The following is a 21,395-nucleotide window of genomic DNA, read 5'->3' as shown; positions in this document are numbered from 1 at the left end:
GATGGTCGCCCTGGTTAGCAGCAGACGGTGGTGGTGTGGCGACGGTGGAAGGCCGGAGGGGCATACCGATTTCTCGATGTCGACAAGGCGGGGAGATGTGAAAGCGGTCGTGCCTGTCGTGCTGAGGGTTGTGGTGGTGCTCGCCGCCGGCGTTGTTCTGTACGCCAGCTTCCCGCCGCGAGACCTCTGGTGGCTGGCTCCGCTGAGCTTCGCCGGGTGGGCTTCGGTCTTGCACGGGAGAAGGGCGCGGGCCGGTTTCGGTTACGGGTTCTTGTTCGGCTTGGCGTTTCTGCTGCCGTTGTTGGCGTGGGTCTATGCGTTCCTTGGAACAGGGTTCGGGCCTTGGCCTTGGCTGGGCCTTGTTGCGTTGGAGAGTCTTTTCTTCGCTGCAGCCGGGGCGGCTTCGAGCTTCGTCAGCCGTCTGCCGGGCTTCGCCGTGTGGACGGCGTTGATCCTGGTCTGCGCAGAATTGGCCCGCTCCAGGGTGCCCTTCGGCGGCTTCCCCTGGGCTAAGATCGCCTTCAGTCAGCCCACGGGCGTCTTCCTCCCGCTGGCGTCCGTGGGTGGCGCCGTGCTGGTCGGCTTCGCGGTAGCGGTGACCGGCACTGGGCTGGGTCTGTTGGTGATCCGGTGGTCCGAGGTGGGATTCGCCAAGGTCGCGGCATGGCGTGGACCGGCACTGGCGGTCGTGTTGCCTGCCGTTTGTGGCGTTGCCGTGATGCCGCTGATCAGGTCGGATGCGAATGCAGGCGTAGCTCGTGTCGCCGTCGTTCAGGGAAACGCCCCGGACATCGGTCTCGGATTGTTGGGCGAGAGCGACGCCCTGTATGCCAATCACCTCCGCGGCGCTGAACAGCTCGCTGCCGATGTCCGGGACAACCGCGTGCTCAGGCCGGATCTCGTGATCCTCCCCGAGTCCACTAGCTCATGGGGGCCCGAACGGTACGATCCTGGCCTGGCCGGAGTGGCCCGCGAACTCGGTGTGCCTGTCGCAGCCGGGGGGACGGCCGTCAGCCGGGAGGGAGTCCTCAGCAATCGGATCGTCCGCTGGGATCCGCGCAGAGGTTCGACGGACGAGTACGTCAAACAACAGCTGGTCCCGTTCGGGGAATACATGCCGTTGCGCGAGTTGGCCGCTTATGTCACCCCGTTCGCCGACAGCCGTGACATGGCTCCCGGCCGCGGTCCCGGGGTGTTCCCGATGGGGCCCGCGCGAGTGGGGCTCGCCAACTGCTACGAAGTCGCCTACGACTACGTGCTGCGGGATGCCACCCGCTCCGGGGCGACTTTGCTCGCGGTCCCGTCGAACAACGCCTGGTACGGACGTACCGAGATGACCTACCAGCAGTTGGCCATGGCTCAGGTGCGTGCCGTTGAAAACGGTCGCTCAGTGCTCGTCGCTGCCAATAGCGGAGTCAGTGCGATCGTGCGGCCGGATGGCCGTGTCACGCAGCAAACTGGCCAGTTCACTGCGGAAACGCTGGTCTCGCAGGTGCCCCTGAGATCGACGTTGACGCTGGCCACTCGGCTTGGTGAGGCCCCGGATTGGCTGGTGGCGATAGCGTCCGTGGTCGGCCTCGGCTGGGCGGGTTGGCGACGGCTTGCCCGGAGGCGACGCAATAGGACCGCGCGTTATCCGCCGCTGAACTGTCGATAGGCGTGTGACACTCTGCATACCCGGAAGGGGTACCGTGGTTCTCCAGTACTATGAGAACTAGTACAAAAATCTGGAGAGGACGGTGCACATGTCGGCGGCTTTCCATGAGCGTCCAGCGTCAGGGTCGGGGCGCAACCGAGGGGTCATGAACAGGCGTGGGTTCCTAGGGTTGAGCGCTGGGCTGGCCGCAGTGGGGGTGGCGCAGGCGTGCGGCGCAGCTGGGCCTGCGTCACCTGTACCCGTTGGTCCGGCATCGCCTCAGATTGCCGAGCTGGAGCGAACGCGGCGGGCCGCTAACGCCCGGACGGTCGACGCCAATCTCCGTGCCAAGGCGAGCACCGTGGATCTTGGTGGGATCCAGGCGCAGACCTGGACCTTCAACGATCAGCTCCCTGGGCCGGAAATCCGGGTGCGTCGTGGGGACGTTCTCCGGGCGCGGTTGGGCAACGAGCTGTCCCAGGACACCTCGATTCACTGGCACGGCATCGCGATGCGCAACGACATGGATGGCGTGCCAGGACTGACTCAGGATCCGGTTCGACCTGGTGCGACGTTCGACTACGAGTTCGCGGTCCCGCACTCCGGAACGTACTTCTTCCACCCGCACGTCGGCGTCCAGTTGGACCGCGGGCTCTACGCCCCCCTGATCGTCGAGGATCCGGATGAACCGGGTCGCTACGACGCCGAGGCGGTCATCGTGCTGGATGATTGGCTGGACGGTGTGACAGCTGGCCCCGACGCGAAGCTCGACGAGCTGCGACGGCAGGGCATGTCGATGGGCGGTATGGACCACGGTGGCATGTCGGGCATGGGTGGTATGGACCACGGCAGCATGCCCGGGATGTCCGGTATGGAAGGCATGAGCGGGGCGTCGCCCTTGGGGTCTGACGCCGGCGACGTGGACTACCCGCACTACCTCATCAACGGACGGGTGTCGACGGCCCCGACCACCGTCAACGCCAAGCCGGGGCAGCGGCTTAGGCTGCGCATCATCAATGCCGCGGGGGACACCGCTTTCCGCGTGGCGCTCGGCGGCCATCGCATGACCGTGACCGAGACCGACGGCTTTCCTGTGGACCCGGTGGAGGCCGACTCCCTGTTGATCAGCATGGGGGAGCGGTACGACGTGCTCGTCACGCTCGGCGACGGCGTGTTCCCGCTCGTGGCGTCTGCCGAGGGCAAGGAGGGGCAAGCGATGGCACTGGTCCGTACGGGCTCAGGCTCGGTTCCGCCTGCCGATGTCCGCCCTCGTGAGTTCGACGGCAAGGCCTTGATGGTCGATGGGTTGTCGGCGGTGGAGGCCGTCCGGTTGGCGCCGAAGCAGCCCGATCGCACGCATGTCCTCGAACTCGGCATGGACATGTCCGTCCCCTACCGGTGGACGATCAACGGCAAAGCCTTCGAGGAACACCAGCCGCTGCCGACCGCGCAAGGTGAGCGGGTGCGGCTGCGGTTCGTCAACAAGACGATGATGTTCCATCCGATGCACCTGCACGGCCACACCTTCCAGCTCGTCGATGGGCGAGGTTCAGGGGCTCGCAAGGACACGACGATCGTGCTGCCGATGCAGACGGTCGATGTGGATTTCCAGGCTGACAACCCCGGCCAGTGGATGGTGCACTGCCACAACATCTACCACGGCGAGGCCGGAATGATGACGACGCTTTCCTACATGGCGTGAGAAGAGACGCGGCCCTCGAGCGCACGGGTGTTCGAGGGCCGCGAAGGCCTTCTCGGCTGCAGGTCGCGTCAGCCTGCGAAAGGGAACGGGCAGGAGACTGTTCCGATCGCCATGAGCACGCCCATGCCGGCCAACAAGGGCGAGGAGGCGGCGATCGAGGTCGCAAATCCGGCCATGATGAGTCGTTTGACGATGCTTGAGCTTGCCCTGAGCTTGTCGAGGTGCTGCAGGCGGAGTTGGGTGCAGCTCTCGGCCATGCCAAGAACGAGCTGGGAGGTGGTGTGTCCGCTCTCGTCGGCCATGATCCGCAATGCCGACCGAACCGCTGCTGGGCTGTGCGTTCGTGCTGCGGCGCGGTCTGCCGCCAGCTCCACGGCCATGCGGACAAGGCGAGGGGAGTGTCGTGTCAGCGGCACCCACGGGACTGATTCCGCCAGTGCTTCGGCCAGACCGACCAGCATGTGGTGGCGTCCGCGCAAGTGGGCTCGCTCGTGCTCGATGACGGCGTCGGCTTCGGCCGCGCCGAGCTCATCCCGTACTCCCTGGGTCGCGACGACGAACGGTGGGATTCCTGCGACGCTGTAGGCCAGCGGTTTGGGATGCGGCAGCCACATGGTGCTGAACCGGCCCGCCTCGGCTTCTGCGGTGATCAAGAGCAGTTCGAGGTGGCGCTCGTGCATGCGGCGTTGCTGCCGCGTGAAGCGCAGCAAGCCGCGGCCGAGTAGCGTGGCCACGATCGAAACCGGCACCAGCAGCACCAGCGCGGTCAATTCGTGCAGCTGCGGCACGGCGCCGTGCCGCAGAGCCGTCCAGCAGTGGTGGACGAGCTGGACGAGGATTGGTTTCGGGCCGTGCGTGGGCAGCAGAACGACCAACAGCGTCGCGAGCACGGTCAGAAACGTCGCAGTGACGAGCACGAGCCAAGTCACGAGTACGACCTGCGGCTCGACCCTGTGTTTGATCATCCGATCGAGCACAGCGGGAGCACTGCTGGCGACGAGGACGACGCCCAGCAGCAGCGCCAGAGCGACGATCATCGCTTCGACCGGCGGCGCAAGCCTCGCCGGAGAGCGGCCGACTCGTCTTCGGACACCGACTTGGCGAAGTGCAGCAGCACCGCCTCCGGATTGCCGCTGGCGTCCAGCAGCTCGCGAACCGCGCGTCCAGCAGCCTCTTCCCGGCTTTCACTGGGCGTGTACTGGTAGGCGCGGTTGTGCATCTCGCGTTCGACCCAGCCTTTTCGGTGCAGGTTGTCCAGCACCGTCATAACGGTCGTGTACGCGAGGTCGCGGGTCCCGTTGAGTTGGGTCAGAACCTCGCGCACCGACATCGAACCGTCGGCCTGCCACAGGACGTCCATGACGGAGCCTTCGAGCTCACCCAGACCTTGCATGCCACCTCCCCAGACTGAACCGAGGATACGGGCTCATCTGCGCGATCGAAATGTGGTCCCGGTGTCGTGGTGGACAACCGCTCAGGTGAGGGGCGTGCGCAGCTGGAAGGTGCGACCGCCATCGGACGACACCATCACGGCGCTCTCGGTCGCGACGTACCAGCGGTTGCCGTCGACCGTCATGGCCTGCGGTGCGCTGGGGAGCTGTCCGCGCGGCTCCCATGTTGCGCCGCCGTCGGGACTCACGTAGGTGCGGCCCTGCGGATCGACGCTGTGGAGCTGGTCGGGCTTCGACCAATCGAGGAGGTAGAGCAACGGTGCGCCGGGAATGAGGGCGAAGGTTCGGCCGCCGTCGGTGCTGCGCATCGGGCCCTGCTCGGTAGTTGCGAGCAGTTCTGCGGGTGAAGTCGGACTCACCGTGAAGTCGGCCAACGGCACCGATGCCCGTCGCTCCCAGGACGTCCGGTCGGGGCTCACCATGAGCCCGGTTGCGCTGCTGTAGCCGAAGACCTGACCGTGCTTGGCCTCAAGGCCGTGGAAGTCGACCTGCCCGGACAAGGACAGTGGATTCCAAGTCCGTCCACCGTCGGTGCTCTCGATCAGGCCGAGGTTCGCCGGTGCGCCGGCGATGCTGGGATCCGGGTGCCCGCTTCCGAGGAATTGGCCTGGTCCGGCGACGGTGAAGCCCATCGTGTCCTGTTGCAGCTCGCTGACCCGCTCGGGCTTGCCGTTGTCGGGCAGGCGGAACATCCCGTTGTGGGTTGCCGCGTAGAGCACCCCGTTGGCTGGGTCCACTCCGAGGCCGTGCACGTGGGTCATGGCCTGGCTGCTCGAGTCATCGACACCGCTCTCGCGGCCGCTCCGGCTTATCCATACCGCTGCAACCACCACTGCGATGAGCACCAACGCGGTGGCTGATGCCACCACGGTCCGGCTCCGTGTGCGTCGTGGGTCCGTGGTAGGCCCGAGAGGTCTTTGGGGTGACATGTGGTTCCTGCTCGATCAGCTGCCAGTTCCAGGGGTGAGCGTGATGATGATTCGTTCCCCGGACGTTGCTTACTAAGGCTACTAGTACTTCGTTAGCCAGCCTGCTTGCCGGTCCGTGATTGAAGTTACAGACGAACTCTCCTGCGCATGCTGGGCCTGCGCTATGCCGATGTGCGAGCTGGAGGCGAGCATTCCGCTCGTTGGTTCGATGCGTCTGCCGACACGTCGGCAGACGCCCGTCGGCGACCTTGATGCGGCCGGTGTTGTGGCGGGCGGCGCAGCACCAATCGCGGTCCGTGGGGCCAGGGGCGGGTGCGCGGCCAAGGATGTGCCCGTTAAAGGCGAAGGAGCCGTCCCGAGCGGGGGTGCTGCTGATGGCCGCGCCCGAAGTGGGTGAGATCGGCTCGAGGTGCGGCTGCAAACGGTCGACGCGGAGATCGTCGTCTGGACGACCATAAAGACGATCAAACCTTCGGCCAGTGCTTTCGGGAAGTCACAACACCGCTGAGTCAAGGCTGGGCATAGGGATTCAGCATCATGGGATTTCTCGCGGATCTCTTCCCGGTCAACAGCGGTACGTTACCCGGAGGGGGTACTATAGGAATCCAGCGACTGATGGGAGTTGGCGATGCACGGCTACGCCCAGGACAAGGAGAACTATCAGAAGCGCCTGCGGCGCATCGAGGGCCAGGTGCGCGGTTTGGCGCGCATGGTCGAGGAGGACAAGTACTGCATCGACATCCTCACGCAGGTCTCAGCTGTGACGCGTGCACTGCAGGCCGTGTCGATCGGGCTTCTGGACGAGCACCTCAAGCACTGCGTTGCCGAGGCGATGGTCGAAGGTGGCCAGGCTGCCGACGCAAAGGTCAAGGAGGCCAGCGATGCGATTGCCCGCCTCGTGCGGTCATGAGCTGCAGGCGGAAAACTGGCCGAGGTGGTGACAGGTGCCGAGGTTGCCCCTGAGTCTTTGGTCGGCAAAGCGGTATGGCGAGTTGACGGCACACTGGCTGACGCGTGCCTGGCGCGCGTGGTTGGTGGCATGCCGATCGGGGAGTCAGAGCTGCCCGCGTTGGTGATGGATTTTGGTTGGCACGCCACGGGGCCTCTGCTGCCTGCTTCTCGGCGCCTCACACGCCACAAGGCCACCCATTAGCACCAGCCGAGAAGTCTAGATTCGCGGCCTTGGCCTGACGATATGTCCCGGGCGTGCGGTGATTGCCGGTTGGGCGGTGTTTGCTCGCACCTTGCCGTGCGCCCGAAGCTTGAAGGCCCACGTGCGTGGTGACGCACACGAAGAAGGTCCCGGTGAGAAACCTTCTCGTCGGGACCCAGTTCTACCTCCAGGCGTGCGCTCGCCCCGCAGCACGTTTGTGCTCGTGGATCCTCTGGACTAGTATCAAAATACCCTACAGGGGTACCGTTAGTTCGATGGAAGGGGATTCAATGAGTGAAAGCACCTTCATCGTCAAAGGGATGACGTGCTCCGGGTGCATGAGCAAGGTGTCCACCGCAGTCACGGCCGTCGATGGTGTTACCGATGTCGATGTGGACATCAGCAACGGTGAGCTCACGGTCATCAGCGAGTCGCCCGTCTCCCCCGAGGTCATTCGCAACGCGGTCAACGAAGCGGGTTACGAGGTCGCGAGCTAAGGGGACTAGCGCGTGTCGATGGACGAAGCCGCTTCGGTCGAACCGGCGGTAGTGATCAAGACGGTGGACAATGGGCCGTACCAGGTGAAGGGCCCCATCAAGGTCGTCGACCACGAGAACAACGTCTACGAGCTCGGGCCCGGCCGTACTCGGTTGCTGTGCCGTTGTGGGCTCTCGGAGAAGAAGCCGTTCTGCGACGGCTCCCACTCGCGGCAGGGATTCGTCGCCGCGGAGCGGGTGAACGGCGAGTCAACCGAATAGAAGCAGCATGCCAGTGGTGGGGCGCTCAAGATGCGCCCCACCACGGCAGTGCTACTTCTGCGTCGTGCGCCGGCATGCGGCCAATGTGGATGCGGTTACGTCGACAGCCACGTTGCCGATTCGCCCTTTTCTGCTAGCCACAGCGTTGATGTTCGGGAGCAGTTGGTGGCAGCACAGATGCACGGCTGCTTCCAGACGTAGGTGCACCGTTCGCCACTGAAATGCCTGTCGCGGGCATAGGAGTGTTCGCATCGCCGGTCCTCTATTGATCAACTTTGACGGTCAACGGTGAGCTCGCGATGTGTTTGCACCAAACGGGCAGGCCAGTTGACCGAGACCGTGCCTACCAAACGGCGGTTGTCGTGGAAGTCGATGGCAAAGCCCTTTCCGCCCATTTCCGGATCCCCCGGTTCTCCGTTGGTCGGGCTCCCGACCACCTGAATCCGGTGGTCGTAGAAGTCCGTCCAGAACGTCGGCGGCGCACTCCGGCGCGAGTGCGGTCTCTCGAGGATCGTGGCAGCCGCGATTCTCGCGTGTGCTCCGGCGGTGCTCCAGTGCTCGACGCGGATTGGGATACCGCCGAGCGGAGGTGTTGGAGCTCGTGCGACGTCGCCGATCGCGAGCACGCCGTCCAACGATTCGCCAGTTGGTTTGAGTGCTCGCAGCGACTGATCCACGAGTACGCCGTCGCTGATGTCCAGGCCGGTGCCGTGAAGCCATTCCACATTGGGCACCGTGCCGATTCCTGCTACCGCGAGGTCTGCCGCAATCCCCGTTCCGTCACTGAGGACTGCGCGGTGGCGGTTGTCGGATTCGAACAGTTCCTGGACCTGTGTGCCGAAATGCGTCCGCACGCCTCTGCTGCGATGTTGCTGCCAGAGCCACCGTGCTGCGTGCTCGCCCAGCGCGGCTTGAAGGGGCAGGGGAGTGGTGTCGACGACGTCGACCTCCCAGCCGCGCCGCACCGCGGCTGCGGCGAGTTCGGAGCCGATGAAGCCTGCGCCGACGAGCAGGAGACGTCCTCGCTTGGACACCAGCGCACGGCGGATCCGGAATGCGTCGTCAGCGGTTCGGAGCGTGTTGAGCTGCGGTGCAATCGGTAGGGGGCGAGCCCGGCACCCGGTGGCCAGAACCGCGGTGTCGTACCGGACGAGTCGTCCGTCCACCAGCTCAACCTGCTTGTCGGTTGTGTCGAGTGAACGAGCCGGGCAACTCAGCGTCCAATCGACCGCCTTCGCGTCCGACTCCGCCAGCAAATGGGGAAAAGGCGGTTCCACATCGTTGACAAGCATCCCCTTCGACAGGGGCGGGCGATCATAGGGCGGGTGCTGCTCATCGCCGATCACGATGACCCGTCCGCGGAAACCCGCTGCTTGCAGGGCTTGGATCAGGCGGGCGCACGCAAGCCCGCCGCCGACCACGACCACTTTGTCGCTCATTGGCGGGCCCCGCCGTCGTCGAGGATCTTGATCGCGGCGGCCGGGCAAGCGCGAACCGCTTCCAGGACATTCTCCTGCTCGGAGTCTGGCGGTTCGGCGACGAACTGCGTGTTGCCGTTCTCATCGATCTCGAAGACCGATGGAGCAACAAGCGCGCACATTCCGTGTCCTTCGCACCTGTCGAAGTCGATGTTGATGCGCATCGGAACGTCCCTCCTGATTTAGAGTACCCCCCTAAGGTATAAATACAGGTCGACGAAAGGCAATCCCTGCGTCGGGAAACTTTGGAGTGGTAACGCGGAACTGCGACAGTCTTGAGAGGCAGGAACTTTTTACAATACCCCTGTTGGGTATAATCTGTCATAGAGTTCGTCATGACCTTTGTGTCCGTGTATGACGATCAGCCGAGAGCGGGTGGCGCGACGATGTTGATGAACCGCGTGGAGACAGCGCTGGTGAACTCTCCGCCCCGACGGTGGCTTCAGCGCTTCTACGAGGTGCGGCTGCTGACTGCGTTGGGTGCGAGGACACCGGGGGCGAGAGCGGTCGAGATCGGCTGCGGCCCCGGTTTCGGTACCACGTTGATCCTCGACAAGTTCGGTGCCGCCAGCGTTGATGCGGTCGACCTGGACCCGGCGATGATCAACCGTGCCGAGCGGCGGTTGAGGCGGTACGGCGACAGCGTCCGACTGGCGCAGGGCAGCGCCACCAACCTGGACGCGGCATTCCATGCGTTCGGCGGAGGTGCGGACGCTTCCTACGACGCGGTGTTCGACTTCGCGATCATCCACCACATCCCGAACTGGCGCGACGCGCTGGCCGAAGCCGCCCGGGTGCTCAAGCCGGGCGGGCGATTCTTCTTCGACGAGGTAACCGCCACTGCGCTGATGCGGACCTCGTACCGGGTGCTGTTCGATCAACCCAGCGAGGATCGGTTCACCACTGGGGAATTCCTGGCTGAACTGCCCCGCCACGGTCTGGACATCGGCGAGCGGTGGACGACTCGGGTCGGCGGAGATTACCTTGTCGGCGTGGCCTTCCGCAGCGACCGAGGGAGACCGTGATCGTGAGTTTTCGCCGTACACGCGGAGCTTTGGTCGGACGGCACACGCCGGAGTCTGCCGTGCTGTGCCGTTGAATCCAGCCCCTTCCCCCGAAGTCGAACGCCCGAACAACTGTTCAGTGCTGAGCCTGAGGACCTTTTCGCTCGGTGTCGTCTTGCCCGGACTGCCGGGATGCAAGTGCCCCGTTAAGAAGTCACCCGGAGACACAGATCTTTGCGGTCGGGTGCACTCCAAGTTCGGCGCACAGCTTGCGATGGGCGTCGCCCGCCGCAGTGCGGCCGACTGGAGAAGGTGCGGACTGGTTTTACTGGCCTTGGCGTGACGCGTAGCTCATGGAACCGTGTGTCTCTCTAGACAAAAGATGTGGTCGTGCACCGAGGTGCACGACCACATCGGACGAGTGTCGAGCTCAGCCGCGAGTTGCTGCCAGTGCGGGTTTGGTCCCTTCAGCGTTGGGCAGTGGTTCGGAGGTGATGGTGCTGCGGAAGCGACGCAGCCGCAGGCTGTTGCCGACGACGAACACCGAGCTGAACGCCATGGCTGCACCCGCGATCATCGGGTTGAGCAGTCCGACGGCTGCCAGTGGTAGGGCAGCCACGTTGTAGGCGAAGGCCCAGAACAGGTTGCCCTTGATCGTGCCCAGCGTGCGGCGGGAGAGTCGGATGGCGTCGACCGCTGCGCGCAGGTCACCGCGCACCAGGGTGAGGTCGCTGGCCTCGATCGCCACGTCGGTGCCGGTGCCCATGGCCAGACCGAGGTCGGCCTGGGCGAGCGCGGCGGCGTCGTTGACGCCGTCACCGGCCATGGCGACCGCGCGGCCTTCGGATTGCAGGCGCTTGACGACGTCGACCTTGTCCTGTGGCAGGACTTCGGCGATGACCTCGTCGATGCCGACCTCGGCGGCCACCGTCTGCGCCACGGCTTCGTTGTCGCCGGTGAGCAGCACGGGCTTGAGCCCGAGCTTGCGCAACCCAGCGATCGCCTCGGCGGAGGTGGGTTTGACGGTGTCGGCCACCTCCAGGACGGCGCGGGCAGCGCCGTCCCATGCCACCGCGACCGCCGTGCGACCCCGCTTCTCCGCTCCGGCCTGCGCCTCAACAAGGTCTGCCGGCAGAGGCTGGCTCCACTGATCAAGCAGGGCCGGTCGTCCGACGAGCACCGCGTGTCCGTCGAGAACGGCCTGAACCCCCAAGCCTTCGACATTGGTGAAGTCTTCAACGGCGGGGAGCCTTCCGACGCGGTCGGCCGCGCCTTGTGCGATCGCCTTGGCGATCGGGTGCTCCGAGGCGTGCTCGGCAGCGCCCGCCAGGCGCAGCGCCTCGTCCTCGTCCGTTCCGGAGGTGGTGTGGATGGTCACCAGCGACATCTGTCCGCTGGTGACGGTGCCGGTCTTGTCCAGCACGATGGTGTCGATGCGGCGGGTGGACTCCAGGACCTCCGGGCCCTTGATCAGGATGCCCATCTGCGCGCCCCGGCCCGTGCCGACCAGCAGCGCGGTCGGGGTGGCCAAGCCCAGTGCACACGGGCAGGCGATGATCAGCACCGCCACGGCAGCTGTGAACGCCGCGGTGGCTCCGGCATCAGAGCCGAGCCAGAACCCGAGGGTTGCGACCGCCAGCCCGATGACGATCGGCACGAAGACGGCGGAGATGCGGTCGGCCAGCCGTTGGACGGCAGCCTTTCCGTTCTGGGCGTCCTCGACCATCTTGGCCATCTGCGCCAGCTGGGTGTCGGCCCCGATACGGGTCGCGCGGACGACCAGTCGCCCGCCGGCGTTGACGGTAGCGCCCACGACGGCGTCACCGACGCCGACCTCGACGGGTACGGATTCGCCGGTGAGCATGCTCGCGTCCACCGCGGAGGTGCCTTCCTCGACCACTCCGTCGGTCGCGATCTTCTCGCCAGGGCGGACGACGAACTGGTCGCCAACGGCGAGCTGGTCGGTCGAGATGCGCTCCTCCCGGCCGTTGCGGATAACGGCGACGTCCTTAGCGCCCAGCTCCAGCAGCGCCCGAAGCGCCGCGCCCGCGCGCCTCTTGGAACGAGCCTCGAAGTAGCGCCCGGCGAGGATGAACGTGGTCACCCCCGCGGCGACTTCGAGGTAGATGTTGCCGTCGCCGCTCATGCGCTGGATGGTCAGCTCGAACGCGTGAGTCATGCCCGGTGTGCCAGCGCTGCCCAGCAGCAGCGCGTAGAGCGACCACAGGAACGCGGCGAGGGTCCCCATGGAGATCAGGGTGTCCATCGTGGCCGCGCCGTGACGCAGGTTGGTCCACGCGGCCTTGTGGAAAGGCCACGCACCCCACGCCACGACCGGCGCGGCGAGCGTTAGTGAGATCCACTGCCAGTAGGTGAACTGCAAAGCTGGCACCATTGCCAAGACGATCACCGGTACCGACAGCACCACGGAGAGGATCAACCGGTCCCGCAGGGACTTCGTCGGGTCCGCTTCTGGGGCCCCCTCTTCTTCGGCTGCCTGGGGCGGAGCGGGCAGCTCGGCCGTGTAGCCAGCCGCTTCGACCTGCTTGACCAGTTGTTGCGGGTCGATCCCCTCGGGAAAGGTGATCTTGGCCTTCTCCGTGGCGTAGTTGACCGTGGCAGTGACACCATCGAGCTTGCCGAGGCGTTTTTCGACTCGTGCGGCGCATGAGGCGCAGGTCATGCCGCCGATGGCCAGCTCGATCTCCGTCGTGGGGCCCTGTGTTTCAGTGCTCATCGAGGTTCTCCTGTTCACCCGTGGCCACCGTGGCCATCGTCGGCGGGCGGAGGGCTCTGCCGGCCGCTGACCTGCTGTGCGGCAACTGTGAATTCGGCGGTGCGGACCTTGCCTTCGTGCTGGAAGTCCAGGAACAGGCGGTAGGTGCCGTCGGAGGGGACTTCGGCCTGGAAGGCGATGCCCGGCCCGGCGGGTGTGCGCCCATCGCCCGGCGTGCCCGTGGGGTGGACATGCAGGTAAGCCAGGTCGCTGGTCCGTAGTGCGACGAGGTGGCCGTAGGCCGCCAGGTAGGGCTGCAGGTTGCTGACCGGGCGTCCGTCCTTGCTCACGGTCAGTGTGACCGGCGACGAAGTGCCCGCGACCAAATCGCCGTCCAGACGTACCTGGTAGCCATCGACTTCAGCGATTCGGGAGGGCTGGGGAGCCAGCGGTGTGAAGGTTCCCGGGGCTGAGACGTCCACGCCGAGTGTCTGCGCCTCGCTGCCGGTCGGTGCGAAGTCCGCGAACACCCGATAGGTCCCGCCATCGGCGAACCGCAGCGGGACGTGCCAGGTGCCGTCCGGGTTCATCTCGGGGTGGATGTGCTGGTATCCGGCCGTGTCCCGGCGCACAACGATGAGGTGCATCTGCTTGTCGTGCTCAGTGTCGAACCGGGTGACCGGTAACCCGTCCGGGCCGGTGATGCGGAAGGAGAACTCGTCGGTGCTGCCCGGCGCGATCAGTGTCGTGGTGGGCGCGAGGGTGTAACCGCCACTGGTTGACGCCAGCCCTGCCGGAGTGCCCTGCGGGGTTCCTGTGGTGGTGCCTCTGTTGGTGTCCCTTGCCTCGGAGTTCGCCTGGTCGGGGTGTCCGGCGTGCGCCTGGGCGCTGCTGGACGTTAACGGGCCGACAGCGGATCCGGCGGCCCACGAGCCGCCGAAGGCGACCGCGAGCACCGCGCCGTAGGCGCAGAGCTTCGCTGCTGTGTTCATTGCAACCCTTTCGCTACCGGATCCGCTGGGATCCGTTCTCGTCAGGAAGCGAGCTCGTAGCCGGCTTCCTCGACGGCTCCCCTCACGTCGTCGTCGGACACCGGCTCCGAGCTGTGCAGGGTTACGGCACCGGAGGACAGGTCCACGGACACGTCGGAGACGCTGGCGATCTTGCTGACTTCCTCGGTCACCGACCGCACGCAGTGCTCACAGGTCATCCCGACCACGGTGTAGTTCGTCTCGATCACGATGACAGTCCTTTCGCGCTCTCTTGTCGGCTGCGTCGGCCAACATGCACCATTAATACCCTAGGGGGGTACTGTAGTCAACCTCTGCGAGGTTGAGGTCAGCTGCCTTTCCGGCGCTCGGAACAGCACGCGTGAGGGCTGGTGGGGGTAGAGGGGTTGGGTCGGCCATCCGTGGCTGGTGCGAGGGGCGGAACTGCGCTCCTTCGTTGCTCGCCGAGCTGTGCTCAGAGCCGCGCGATCTTGGCCATCTCCCACGATCTGCGCGGCCAACTCGCTGTCTTGCCGAGTAGTGGTGATGGACGGGGCGGGCCACGACGGGGCGGCAGGGCGCTCTCGTCAGAGAACCGGTTTGCTAGTTCGTCGCGCGCGATGTGGTCGTCCAGACATTGCGCGCTCGAAGTCGTAGCCTGGAAGTGAACCCGCTTCCGACTGGTGTCGCGCCTGTTGCGCGTCCTGATCTAGGTGGCGACCGATGCGTTGGATGCAACTTGCCGCCCGTGGAGGCCTGCTGGCTCTGCTTGCCTCGGTTCTGATCGGTTGTGCGGGTGGTGGCCAAGCGCCGCCTGTGCCGACGCCGGGTGCTCCCGCTGGGCCGCCTGCTCCCGGGAAACCGGGTGTCGCGACCGTCGGGCTCCGCGATTTCGCCCTTGATCTATCGCAAAACCCGATGGCGCCCGGAACGTATACCTTCATTGCGGAGCAGCGAGGCCAGGCGCCTCACGCGCTGTCTATCGAAGGGCCAGGCGTCTCGGAAGTGACCACGCCTGTCATCCCGCGCGGAGGTGGCAGTCAGCAACTCACAGTGACGCTGCAGCCCGGGACGTATGAGCTGTGGTGCCCTGTTGGCGGGCATCGACAGCAAGGCATGGAATCGCGCCTCACCGTGCGATGAGGCAGGCTTGCCTGCACTCCGCGCGGACCGTGCCTGGCAGATGTTCTTGCCGCTGGTCCAGGGGCGCTTCTTAGCTATCTACTGCATTTGTAGTACAGGGGTGAGGTCCACGCCTGCAGGCGGCACCTCCACCGGTACACATACCCGCGTGTGCGGTCCATGCCGCCGCGGCACAACGCCCTGCCGGGGCAGCGGGGACGAGGTGCCAGCCAGAAGTGGAGGCTCTCCAGCCGCTCATCCCGTCATGGGGACCTGACATCTGCCGCAACTCTCGCGCCGTGCCTCCGAGCATGCTCAAGCTGCCCGGATTCTTGTTGCGCCGACTCCGGAGGCCGTCCGGCAATAATGGTCATGCAGACATCTTCGACCGGACCGCACCATCTTGACGTCGGGGACCAGCAGTGCCGGGCTTACCCATCAGGACAGCGCTGTCGGTCTGATGGGTAAGCGGATCGAAAAAGGATGCTGCGGGGCGGGTCACCCCACGATCCGGCGCGCGCCGATGTAGTGGCCGTCGCCCTTGATCGAGCGCACGTCTACGAGCTGCCCTTCGGTCGGTGCGTCAACCATCTTGCCGTCGCCGACGTACATGCCCACGTGGTGGATCTGCGAAGGATCGCCGCTGCCGTCGTCGTAGAAGACGAGGTCGCCGGGCTGGAGTTGGTCCTTGGACACTGGCCGGCCAACTGACCACTGGGTGCGGCTGCTCGGTGGGATGGAGATGCCGGCCTGCTTGTACGCCCACTGGGTCAGTCCTGAGCAGTCGAACGTGGTCGGGCCCTTCGAGCCCCACACGTACTCAGAACCGCGCTTGGACAACGCTGCCTGCAGTGCCGCGTTCGCTGCCCCGGGCGGCCCGAGGTACTCGCCATCGTCGACCGGACCTTGCAAGCGTTTCCGGTCGGAATCGTCGAGGTCGTTGAGAGCCTGACGGACGGTCTTGATCTGGCTGTCGAGATCCTTTTTGCGCTGTCGGACTTCACCGACGAGACGAGCAGCTTCGTCGGTGGCCTGTTGCGCGCGGGTCTCGGCTTCTTGAGCTTGCTCACGAGCGCGTTGAGCGCGCTGAGTCGCGTCCTTGAATCCGTCGAGCACCTGCTTGTTGTCGGTGGCCAACGCGCCGAGCATAGTGGCCTGGTCGAGGAAATCATCCGGGGACTTGCTGGTCAGCCCAGCAGTGAATTCGTCCACGCGAGTTCCACGGTAGGCCGAACCGGCGAGGCGGTCGACGTCGCCCTGGAGTCGCGTTTGCTCGCTCCGGGCTTGCTCTTCGACCGTCTTAGCTTGCGCGACCGAGGCTTTGGCCTTGGCCAGCTCGGATTCGTTGGAATCCATGGCCATCTCTGCGTCGCTCAGATCTTCCTCGGCTTTAGCCGCTTCCGCCCCGAGTTTCTTGTATTCCTCAAGGGGGTCCGAGGGCTGCGCGCCAGCGGGGATCGCGATGGTTCCGGCCATCACGGCAATCGCGGAGGCCGCGAGCGCTGCCTTCATCGACTGTTTGAGTCGGTGTGAAGCCACGTTGCGAAAGTCTCCTCTGTCCTGGCGGGATCTTGCGCTTGCGATGAGCGGATCCCACCTCACGGTGTGTCAGCGAGGGCTCCCCGCGGCCCGATCGCGAAAGCTACTCGAAAGATCCTCAGATGTCTACTACGGCCAATCGTAGGTACGCACGGGAATTGATTGGTCACACTCCGTTCCATCGGTGCTGGGGAGACTCGTCGCCGGTGAAAGGCGCGTGCTGGTGCCACGCTCCGGGAGACGCATATGGAACGGGCCGCCCGCGGTTGCGCGGACGGCCCGTTCACGTCGAGTTTCGGTCGGTACTGGGTCAGCTGGCCAGTTGCTTGAGGCGCTCCATGCCCTCCTGATACTTGTTCAGGTCGGTGTTGCCGCCGATGCCGGCCACCTTGCCCTTGTCCGTGTACTGCCAGAAGTCCCAGTTGCCGAAGCCGTTGGGGACCGAGGGGCTGTCCACGCCGTAGGACGCCAGCCACAGCGCGTGGTCGCCGAAGGTGTCTGTGCTGCCCATGCACTGCTTCCAGAACGACGGGTTGGCGTAGATGATCGGGTCCTTGCCGGTGCGCTCCTTGACCTTGTCGTTGAATGCCTGGGTCCACTGGTGCATCTCGTCAACCGACAGGCCGTAGCAGCCGCCGCTGTTCGGATCCACTTCCAGGTCCAATACCGGCGGCAGGGTCTTGCCGTCGCGTTGGTAGTCGGCGACGTCGAGGAAGCGGTTCGCCTGCGCATCGCCCGAAGACTTGTCCGGCCGCGCGAAGTGGTAGGCGCCCGCGATCAGACCGGCGTCCTTGGCGCCGTGGTACTGCTCGCTGTAGCGCGGGTTGCTGAAGCTCGTGCCGTCGGTGGCCAGGACGAAGGTGAACTTCTTGCCGTCGCCAGCGACTTTGCCCCAGTCGATGGCGCCGTTGTGGTTCGATACGTCGATGCCCTCCACCGGCGGGCCAAGCGGGGCCTCCGGCGCCGGTGGAGAAGTGGTCGGGTCCACCGGCGCGGGGGTCGTCTCTGGCGCGGGCTGCTCGGCCTGCGGCGGGGTGGCTTGGAATGGCGTGATCTGCTGGGGTGCTGCCTGAGGAGCCGGAGCCTGCTCCGGAACCGCCATGGCGGCCTCCTCGACCTTGGCTTCGCTGGGGCCGGTGGTCAGACTGCCGATCACCAGGCCCACCATGCCGACGGCGGCGATGCCAGCGCCAACCTGCACCGACCTTTTCCGCGGAGCGTGTCGCACTGATGCGGGGAGCTTTTCGACGTGCGGCGCAACCCTCTCCCGGAGACGCCACACAAGGGGTGCTTCTTTGGCACGCCGTAGCAGCGGTGCCAGCAATCCGCGGTCAGACGCCTCGTCGGGGGTCGAGGCGCGTTCGTGCTTTTTGGGGGATTCGGGGCTCATGAAGCCCGAGGCTTCAGCACGGAGCGTGCATGCGCATCGCGGTTTATACGCGCATAGCTACCTGCATTAATGCGTTTGGGTTACTAGAAATATGGTTTATAATTACTGAATGTGATATTTGGGGGTCGGTGGTGGAGTATTGGCGACCCACGTCACAGCTCCGAAATGCAGGTGTGTGCCACAGCGGTCGGCGATCGTCCGCGGCTCATAACCGTAACCGGGAGGTGGCCGCTAGCCCGGAAGCGGTTGGCCGCCATTCCGCCGGGTTCGCAGATTTTTGCTGATCAAGGCGTTGCCCGGTCGTCTCTCGGGTGCGTGCGCAGCGGGCGCCGATTCCAGTTGGCCGGTCATAGCTGCAGCTCCCCAGCTGCTCCAGCGACGGCCGTGCCAGTGCGGGGCCCGCACGTATGCGTCTCAGTGATGTGCCGAGCTACGACCTTGATCACTTGTTGTTTTGAACCAGAAGGGGGCGAATGTCGTGTACATGGATTGGTTCTTGGGTGAAGTGAACGTGGGCCGCACTCGGAGATCACGACCGAAGCAGGGTTTGTGCTAGCTGATCCGGAACGGAGCGTGAGGGCTTGGGTGGTCGCCGGGGCTGCCGTCAGGCTGGAGGCGGTTAGGCCCTGAGCATCGGCTTGGTCGGCGGAATCTTGAGGTGAGGAGCGTGCCACCGGTGAATGATCGAATTGAGTCGAGGACGGATCCACTAGCGGTCCTTGATGCCGCGTATGTTCTCGGCGCGCTATCGCCTGAGGACACGTCCGCGTTTGAAGAACACCTGAGTTCTTGTGAGTCCTGTGCGCGTACCGTTCAAGAACTTTCTCGACTACCCGAGTTGCTCGCGATGGTCAATGACAAGCACGTTCCCGGTCAGCCGCAGGACCCGGATCGGCTGCCCGCCCTGCTGGCCAAGGTCCGCTCCCGGCGTTGGAGGACGATCGCCGCCATGTTCGCCGCCGTTCTAGCGGTGGCGTCTTATTTGGCGCTGGTCACTCGTCGGCACTGCTGTCCGACGCCTAGTAGTGCTTTGTTAGGTGTGGATCTTGGTGTGGGATGATCTTGTGTTGTGAAGCAGGGTGATCTCGCTCGAGTGCGTGGCCGGCTGGAAGAGTTCGCGGCGGAGGTGTTCGCGGCGATGGTGCGGTCTGATCAGCGGGCCAAGGGCGAGACGTATCTGCGGGGGTTGTTGCTGGACGGGCGGCGGAAGTCGATGCAGCCGATGGCCGAGCGACTTGGCGTTGATCACCAGGGGTTGCAGCAGTTTGTCTCGTCGTCGACGTGGGAGGTCTCCGCGGTGCGGGCCAGGTTGGCCCGGCTTGCCCATAAGACGGTGGCGCCGGGGGCGTGGGTGGTTGATGACACGGGCTTTCTCAAGGACGGCAAACGATCTCCGTGTGTGGCGCGACAGTACACGGGCACGGCCGGCAAAGTGACCAACTGCCAGGTCGGGGTCAGCGTGCACATGGTCACCGATGTTGCTTCGGCGGCGGTGAACTGGCGGTTGTTCGTGCCACAAAGCTGGGACGATGTCTGCGCGGTCGAGGATGGCTTGGCGGCGGAGGTGGTGCAGCGTCGTGCGCGCTGCGCGATCCCGGACACGGAGCGGAACCGTCCGAAGTGGATGATGGCGGTGGAGATGCTCGATGAACTGGCCGAATGGGGGCTTGCGCCGCCGGTGGTTGTCGCCGACGCCGGCTACGGCGACAACGCCCATTTCCGGGCCGCGTTGGAGGATCGCCATTTGTCCTACGTGGTGCAGGTCAAGGGTGAAGCCACCGCTCATACCATCGACGCGGTCCCGGAGTTGCGGCCCTATTCCGGGCGCGGCCCGCGCCCTGGGCCCCGGTACCAGGACAAGCCGATCAGTCTGCGCCAGCACGTCCTTGGCGCTGGACGCGACGCTGGCACGACCATCACGTGGCGGGAAGGCTCCCGAGGCAAGCTCAGCTCGGAATTCGTCGCCATGCCTGTCCGTGTCGCCGGACGCAAGCCACGCCTGCAACCGGATGGATCGCTGCCTGCACGGTGGCTGATCGCCCAATGGCCGCCCGATACCGAAGAACCCATCAAATACTGGATCTCGAACCTGCCCGCCGACACACCGGCCACAGAGTTGGTACGGCTGGCCAAGATCCGCTGGCGCATCGAGCACGACTACCGCGAACTCAAAACCGGCCTCGGACTCGACCACTTCGAAGGCCGATCCTTCACCGGCTGGCACCGCCACGTCACCCTGGCCTCCGCAGCACACCTGTTCCTCACCACCCTCCGCCTGAACAACCCAAAAGCATCTGGGGCAGCCTGACCCTCTACAAGGTCATCCGCGAGCTGCAAACACTGCTCGCCACCTGGTCAGGCACCTGCCCCACCTGCCACCAACACATCCACCGATTACCGACCTAACAAAGCACTACTAGGACGTGACGGGCAGCGGAATGGAGTGCTGGTTGAGTAGGAAGGTGCCGCGGAAGCATCAAGTGTCACTGCGGGCTGGTCGAACAGAAGAGGAACTGATCGAAATCTGTTGCCGTGCGTGACGAGCGGCGGCTCTGCGACAGGCCCGCCTGCTCGGCTCGCTGAGCAACGGACGCAAGATCGCGATTGTGGGCAACCGCGTCAATGGCGCAGCCGTGCTGGTTGCCGCGGATGTTGGCGTCGCGATGGGAACCTCAGCCGTGTTCGGGATACGCCGCCCGTTGCAGTGGCGCACAACCGGCTCGACCGGCTTCCGCCGGCTTGGGTGGGCGACCGGCCCTGTCGAATGGTGTTGCGAGCCGCTCTTGGCCGTGGCTGCTGATGCCTGGGATGGCTGTGCGGGCAGCGGTGGGCCCGTCGCTGTCGGGTCATCGCGGCTTCCGGCGTGGGGCGTTGTGGAGTACGCATTCTGTGCAGTAGCCAGTGCCGGATCGCCATAGCTGGCAGCATGTTCGACGTCGGGACCACAATCCGCTCTGCGTCGCGCCGACGTCGAGCAGGTCTGCTCGGCCGGTCTCAGCGCGCAGTTGCACTGCGGTGGCGAGCACGTCACCTCCGGCCCCGTCTGCGGCGAGCCGTCGCAGCACCTCGCCGAGCAAACCGACGGCGTTGCCCCAGTACTGATCGCTGTCTGCTGGTGGGCCGCCGATAGCTTCGAGTCCACGGGTGAGCGGTGCGAGGAAGTGGGAAACGTTGGGCCACCAGGCGTTGGCGCACGATCGATCACGTAGCACAAGACCGTGCACCAACCCGTCCGCGTCAACCACGACGGATGCTTCGGCCAGCGAAGGGACAGGCCATCCGAAGTGGTGCTCGGGAACTGTTGCGCACAGCGCGAGCCACGAAGCCCGAAAGGCCACCAGAACCGTGCCCGCGCGGTGATGTTGAAATCCGGCCAAACGTTGCCAGGCTTGGACGTTTCGCGCCAAGAATCCGTTGGTCTCGTCGCAGTACGACTCCCATGCCAGGACCTCGTTGGCGCCGGCGAGGGGCCGTGCCAGCGAGCGAGTGGTCTGGTCCAGAGCGGCTTTTGATGAATCCTGCACCCCG

At 65.3% G+C, this 21,395-nt stretch carries 18 protein-coding genes; 8 read left to right on the top strand and 10 right to left on the bottom strand.

Going from position 1 to position 21,395, the window contains the following annotated elements; translation table 11 throughout:
- The first annotated feature begins 1 nt into the window (after window position 1).
- Both lnt and ACYVF3_RS02585 read left to right on the top strand, forming a co-directional pair.
- Window positions 2–1,657, top strand: coding sequence for an apolipoprotein N-acyltransferase (gene lnt / locus ACYVF3_RS02590; RefSeq protein WP_406693287.1), 1,656 nt, complete (start codon window positions 2–4; stop codon window positions 1,655–1,657).
- A gap of 340 nt (window positions 1,658–1,997) precedes the next feature.
- A complete protein-coding gene (locus tag ACYVF3_RS02585) occupies window positions 1,998–3,338 on the top strand; it encodes a multicopper oxidase family protein (protein ID WP_406690641.1) in 1,341 nt (446 codons plus the stop codon).
- 68 nt (window positions 3,339–3,406) lie between these two features.
- On the opposite strand, the gene ACYVF3_RS02580 is transcribed toward ACYVF3_RS02585, so the two are convergent.
- From ACYVF3_RS02580 to ACYVF3_RS02570, 3 genes are all read right to left on the bottom strand, one after another.
- Complete coding sequence (locus ACYVF3_RS02580) at window positions 3,407–4,375, bottom strand: M56 family metallopeptidase (RefSeq protein WP_406690642.1); 969 nt, start codon at window positions 4,373–4,375, stop codon at window positions 3,407–3,409.
- Complete coding sequence (locus tag ACYVF3_RS02575) at window positions 4,372–4,731, bottom strand: BlaI/MecI/CopY family transcriptional regulator (RefSeq protein ID WP_406690643.1); 360 nt, start codon at window positions 4,729–4,731, stop codon at window positions 4,372–4,374. The genes ACYVF3_RS02580 and ACYVF3_RS02575 overlap by 4 nt, the downstream gene beginning before the upstream one ends.
- A gap of 81 nt (window positions 4,732–4,812) precedes the next feature.
- Window positions 4,813–5,550, bottom strand: coding sequence for a F510_1955 family glycosylhydrolase (locus ACYVF3_RS02570; RefSeq protein WP_461152635.1), 738 nt, complete (start codon window positions 5,548–5,550; stop codon window positions 4,813–4,815).
- 796 nt (window positions 5,551–6,346) lie between these two features.
- Between ACYVF3_RS02570 and ACYVF3_RS02565 the strand changes: the two genes are divergently transcribed.
- From ACYVF3_RS02565 to ACYVF3_RS02555, 3 genes are all read left to right on the top strand, one after another.
- A complete protein-coding gene (locus ACYVF3_RS02565; RefSeq protein ID WP_406690645.1) occupies window positions 6,347–6,628 on the top strand; it encodes a metal-sensitive transcriptional regulator in 282 nt (93 codons plus the stop codon).
- Between the two features lie 533 nt (window positions 6,629–7,161).
- Window positions 7,162–7,368 (top strand): heavy-metal-associated domain-containing protein, encoded by a 207-nt coding sequence (locus ACYVF3_RS02560; protein WP_406690646.1) that lies wholly within the window; start codon window positions 7,162–7,164, stop codon window positions 7,366–7,368.
- 18 nt (window positions 7,369–7,386) lie between these two features.
- A complete protein-coding gene (locus ACYVF3_RS02555; RefSeq protein WP_406690647.1) occupies window positions 7,387–7,629 on the top strand; it encodes a CDGSH iron-sulfur domain-containing protein in 243 nt (80 codons plus the stop codon).
- Between the two features lie 269 nt (window positions 7,630–7,898).
- On the opposite strand, the gene ACYVF3_RS02550 is transcribed toward ACYVF3_RS02555, so the two are convergent.
- Window positions 7,899–9,068 carry an NAD(P)/FAD-dependent oxidoreductase gene (locus tag ACYVF3_RS02550; RefSeq protein ID WP_406690648.1) on the bottom strand — a complete coding sequence of 390 codons (1,170 nt, stop codon included), beginning with the start codon at window positions 9,066–9,068 and terminating at the stop codon, window positions 7,899–7,901.
- On the bottom strand, window positions 9,065–9,271 hold the full coding sequence (locus ACYVF3_RS02545) for a ferredoxin (protein ID WP_406690649.1): 207 nt from the start codon (window positions 9,269–9,271) through the stop codon (window positions 9,065–9,067). The genes ACYVF3_RS02550 and ACYVF3_RS02545 overlap by 4 nt, the downstream gene beginning before the upstream one ends.
- Window positions 9,272–9,493: 222 nt before the next feature.
- Between ACYVF3_RS02545 and ACYVF3_RS02540 the strand changes: the two genes are divergently transcribed.
- Window positions 9,494–10,132 (top strand): class I SAM-dependent methyltransferase, encoded by a 639-nt coding sequence (locus ACYVF3_RS02540; protein ID WP_461152634.1) that lies wholly within the window; start codon window positions 9,494–9,496, stop codon window positions 10,130–10,132.
- Between the two features lie 409 nt (window positions 10,133–10,541).
- Here ACYVF3_RS02540 and ACYVF3_RS02535 read toward each other — a convergent pair whose 3' ends face one another.
- The 5 genes from ACYVF3_RS02535 to ACYVF3_RS02515 all read right to left on the bottom strand — a co-directional run bounded on the left by ACYVF3_RS02535 (window position 10,542) and on the right by ACYVF3_RS02515 (window position 17,678).
- Window positions 10,542–12,848: a heavy metal translocating P-type ATPase gene (locus ACYVF3_RS02535; protein ID WP_406690651.1), complete on the bottom strand. Its 2,307-nt coding sequence runs from the start codon at window positions 12,846–12,848 to the stop codon at window positions 10,542–10,544.
- Between the two features lie 14 nt (window positions 12,849–12,862).
- The gene (locus tag ACYVF3_RS02530; RefSeq protein WP_406690652.1) at window positions 12,863–13,819 is read right to left on the bottom strand and encodes a hypothetical protein; all 957 of its coding nucleotides are present in this window, start codon (window positions 13,817–13,819) and stop codon (window positions 12,863–12,865) included.
- 41 nt (window positions 13,820–13,860) lie between these two features.
- Window positions 13,861–14,067, bottom strand: a complete 207-nt coding sequence (locus tag ACYVF3_RS02525) for a heavy-metal-associated domain-containing protein (protein ID WP_406690653.1) — start codon at window positions 14,065–14,067, stop codon at window positions 13,861–13,863.
- A 1,369-nt stretch (window positions 14,068–15,436) separates the two neighbouring features.
- Complete coding sequence (locus tag ACYVF3_RS02520; protein ID WP_461152633.1) at window positions 15,437–16,477, bottom strand: C40 family peptidase; 1,041 nt, start codon at window positions 16,475–16,477, stop codon at window positions 15,437–15,439.
- Between the two features lie 310 nt (window positions 16,478–16,787).
- Window positions 16,788–17,678, bottom strand: a complete 891-nt coding sequence (locus ACYVF3_RS02515; protein ID WP_406690656.1) for a lysozyme — start codon at window positions 17,676–17,678, stop codon at window positions 16,788–16,790.
- A gap of 847 nt (window positions 17,679–18,525) precedes the next feature.
- Here ACYVF3_RS02515 and ACYVF3_RS02510 point away from each other — a divergent pair.
- Window positions 18,526–18,927, top strand: a complete 402-nt coding sequence (locus tag ACYVF3_RS02510) for an anti-sigma factor family protein (RefSeq protein WP_461152632.1) — start codon at window positions 18,526–18,528, stop codon at window positions 18,925–18,927.
- Window positions 18,928–18,936: 9 nt separating this feature from the next.
- Window positions 18,937–20,175, top strand: coding sequence for an IS701 family transposase (locus ACYVF3_RS02505; RefSeq protein WP_406690657.1), 1,239 nt, complete (start codon window positions 18,937–18,939; stop codon window positions 20,173–20,175).
- The last annotated feature ends 1,220 nt before the right edge of the window (window positions 20,176–21,395 follow it).

It is taken from the genome of Saccharopolyspora tripterygii (genome assembly GCF_054778355.1).
This window is presented reverse-complemented; position numbering and strand designations above follow the sequence as displayed.

Excerpts from the sequence above, each read along its gene's own strand:
- ACYVF3_RS02530 (WP_406690652.1), bottom strand. The coding sequence starts at position 13,819 with ATGAACACAGCAGCGAAGCTCTGCGCCTACGGCGCGGTGCTCGCGGTC.
- ACYVF3_RS02560 (WP_406690646.1), top strand. The coding sequence starts at position 7,162 with ATGAGTGAAAGCACCTTCATCGTCAAAGGGATGACGTGCTCCGGGTGC.
- ACYVF3_RS02575 (WP_406690643.1), bottom strand. The coding sequence starts at position 4,731 with ATGCAAGGTCTGGGTGAGCTCGAAGGCTCCGTCATGGACGTCCTGTGG.
- ACYVF3_RS02565 (WP_406690645.1), top strand. The coding sequence starts at position 6,347 with ATGCACGGCTACGCCCAGGACAAGGAGAACTATCAGAAGCGCCTGCGG.
- ACYVF3_RS02545 (WP_406690649.1), bottom strand. The coding sequence starts at position 9,271 with ATGCGCATCAACATCGACTTCGACAGGTGCGAAGGACACGGAATGTGC.
- ACYVF3_RS02580 (WP_406690642.1), bottom strand. The coding sequence starts at position 4,375 with ATGATCGTCGCTCTGGCGCTGCTGCTGGGCGTCGTCCTCGTCGCCAGC.
- ACYVF3_RS02540 (WP_461152634.1), top strand. The coding sequence starts at position 9,494 with ATGTTGATGAACCGCGTGGAGACAGCGCTGGTGAACTCTCCGCCCCGA.
- ACYVF3_RS02535 (WP_406690651.1), bottom strand. The coding sequence starts at position 12,848 with ATGAGCACTGAAACACAGGGCCCCACGACGGAGATCGAGCTGGCCATC.
- lnt (WP_406693287.1), top strand. The coding sequence starts at position 2 with ATGGTCGCCCTGGTTAGCAGCAGACGGTGGTGGTGTGGCGACGGTGGA.
- ACYVF3_RS02570 (WP_461152635.1), bottom strand. The coding sequence starts at position 5,550 with ATGACCCACGTGCACGGCCTCGGAGTGGACCCAGCCAACGGGGTGCTC.
- ACYVF3_RS02555 (WP_406690647.1), top strand. The coding sequence starts at position 7,387 with ATGGACGAAGCCGCTTCGGTCGAACCGGCGGTAGTGATCAAGACGGTG.
- ACYVF3_RS02550 (WP_406690648.1), bottom strand. The coding sequence starts at position 9,068 with ATGAGCGACAAAGTGGTCGTGGTCGGCGGCGGGCTTGCGTGCGCCCGC.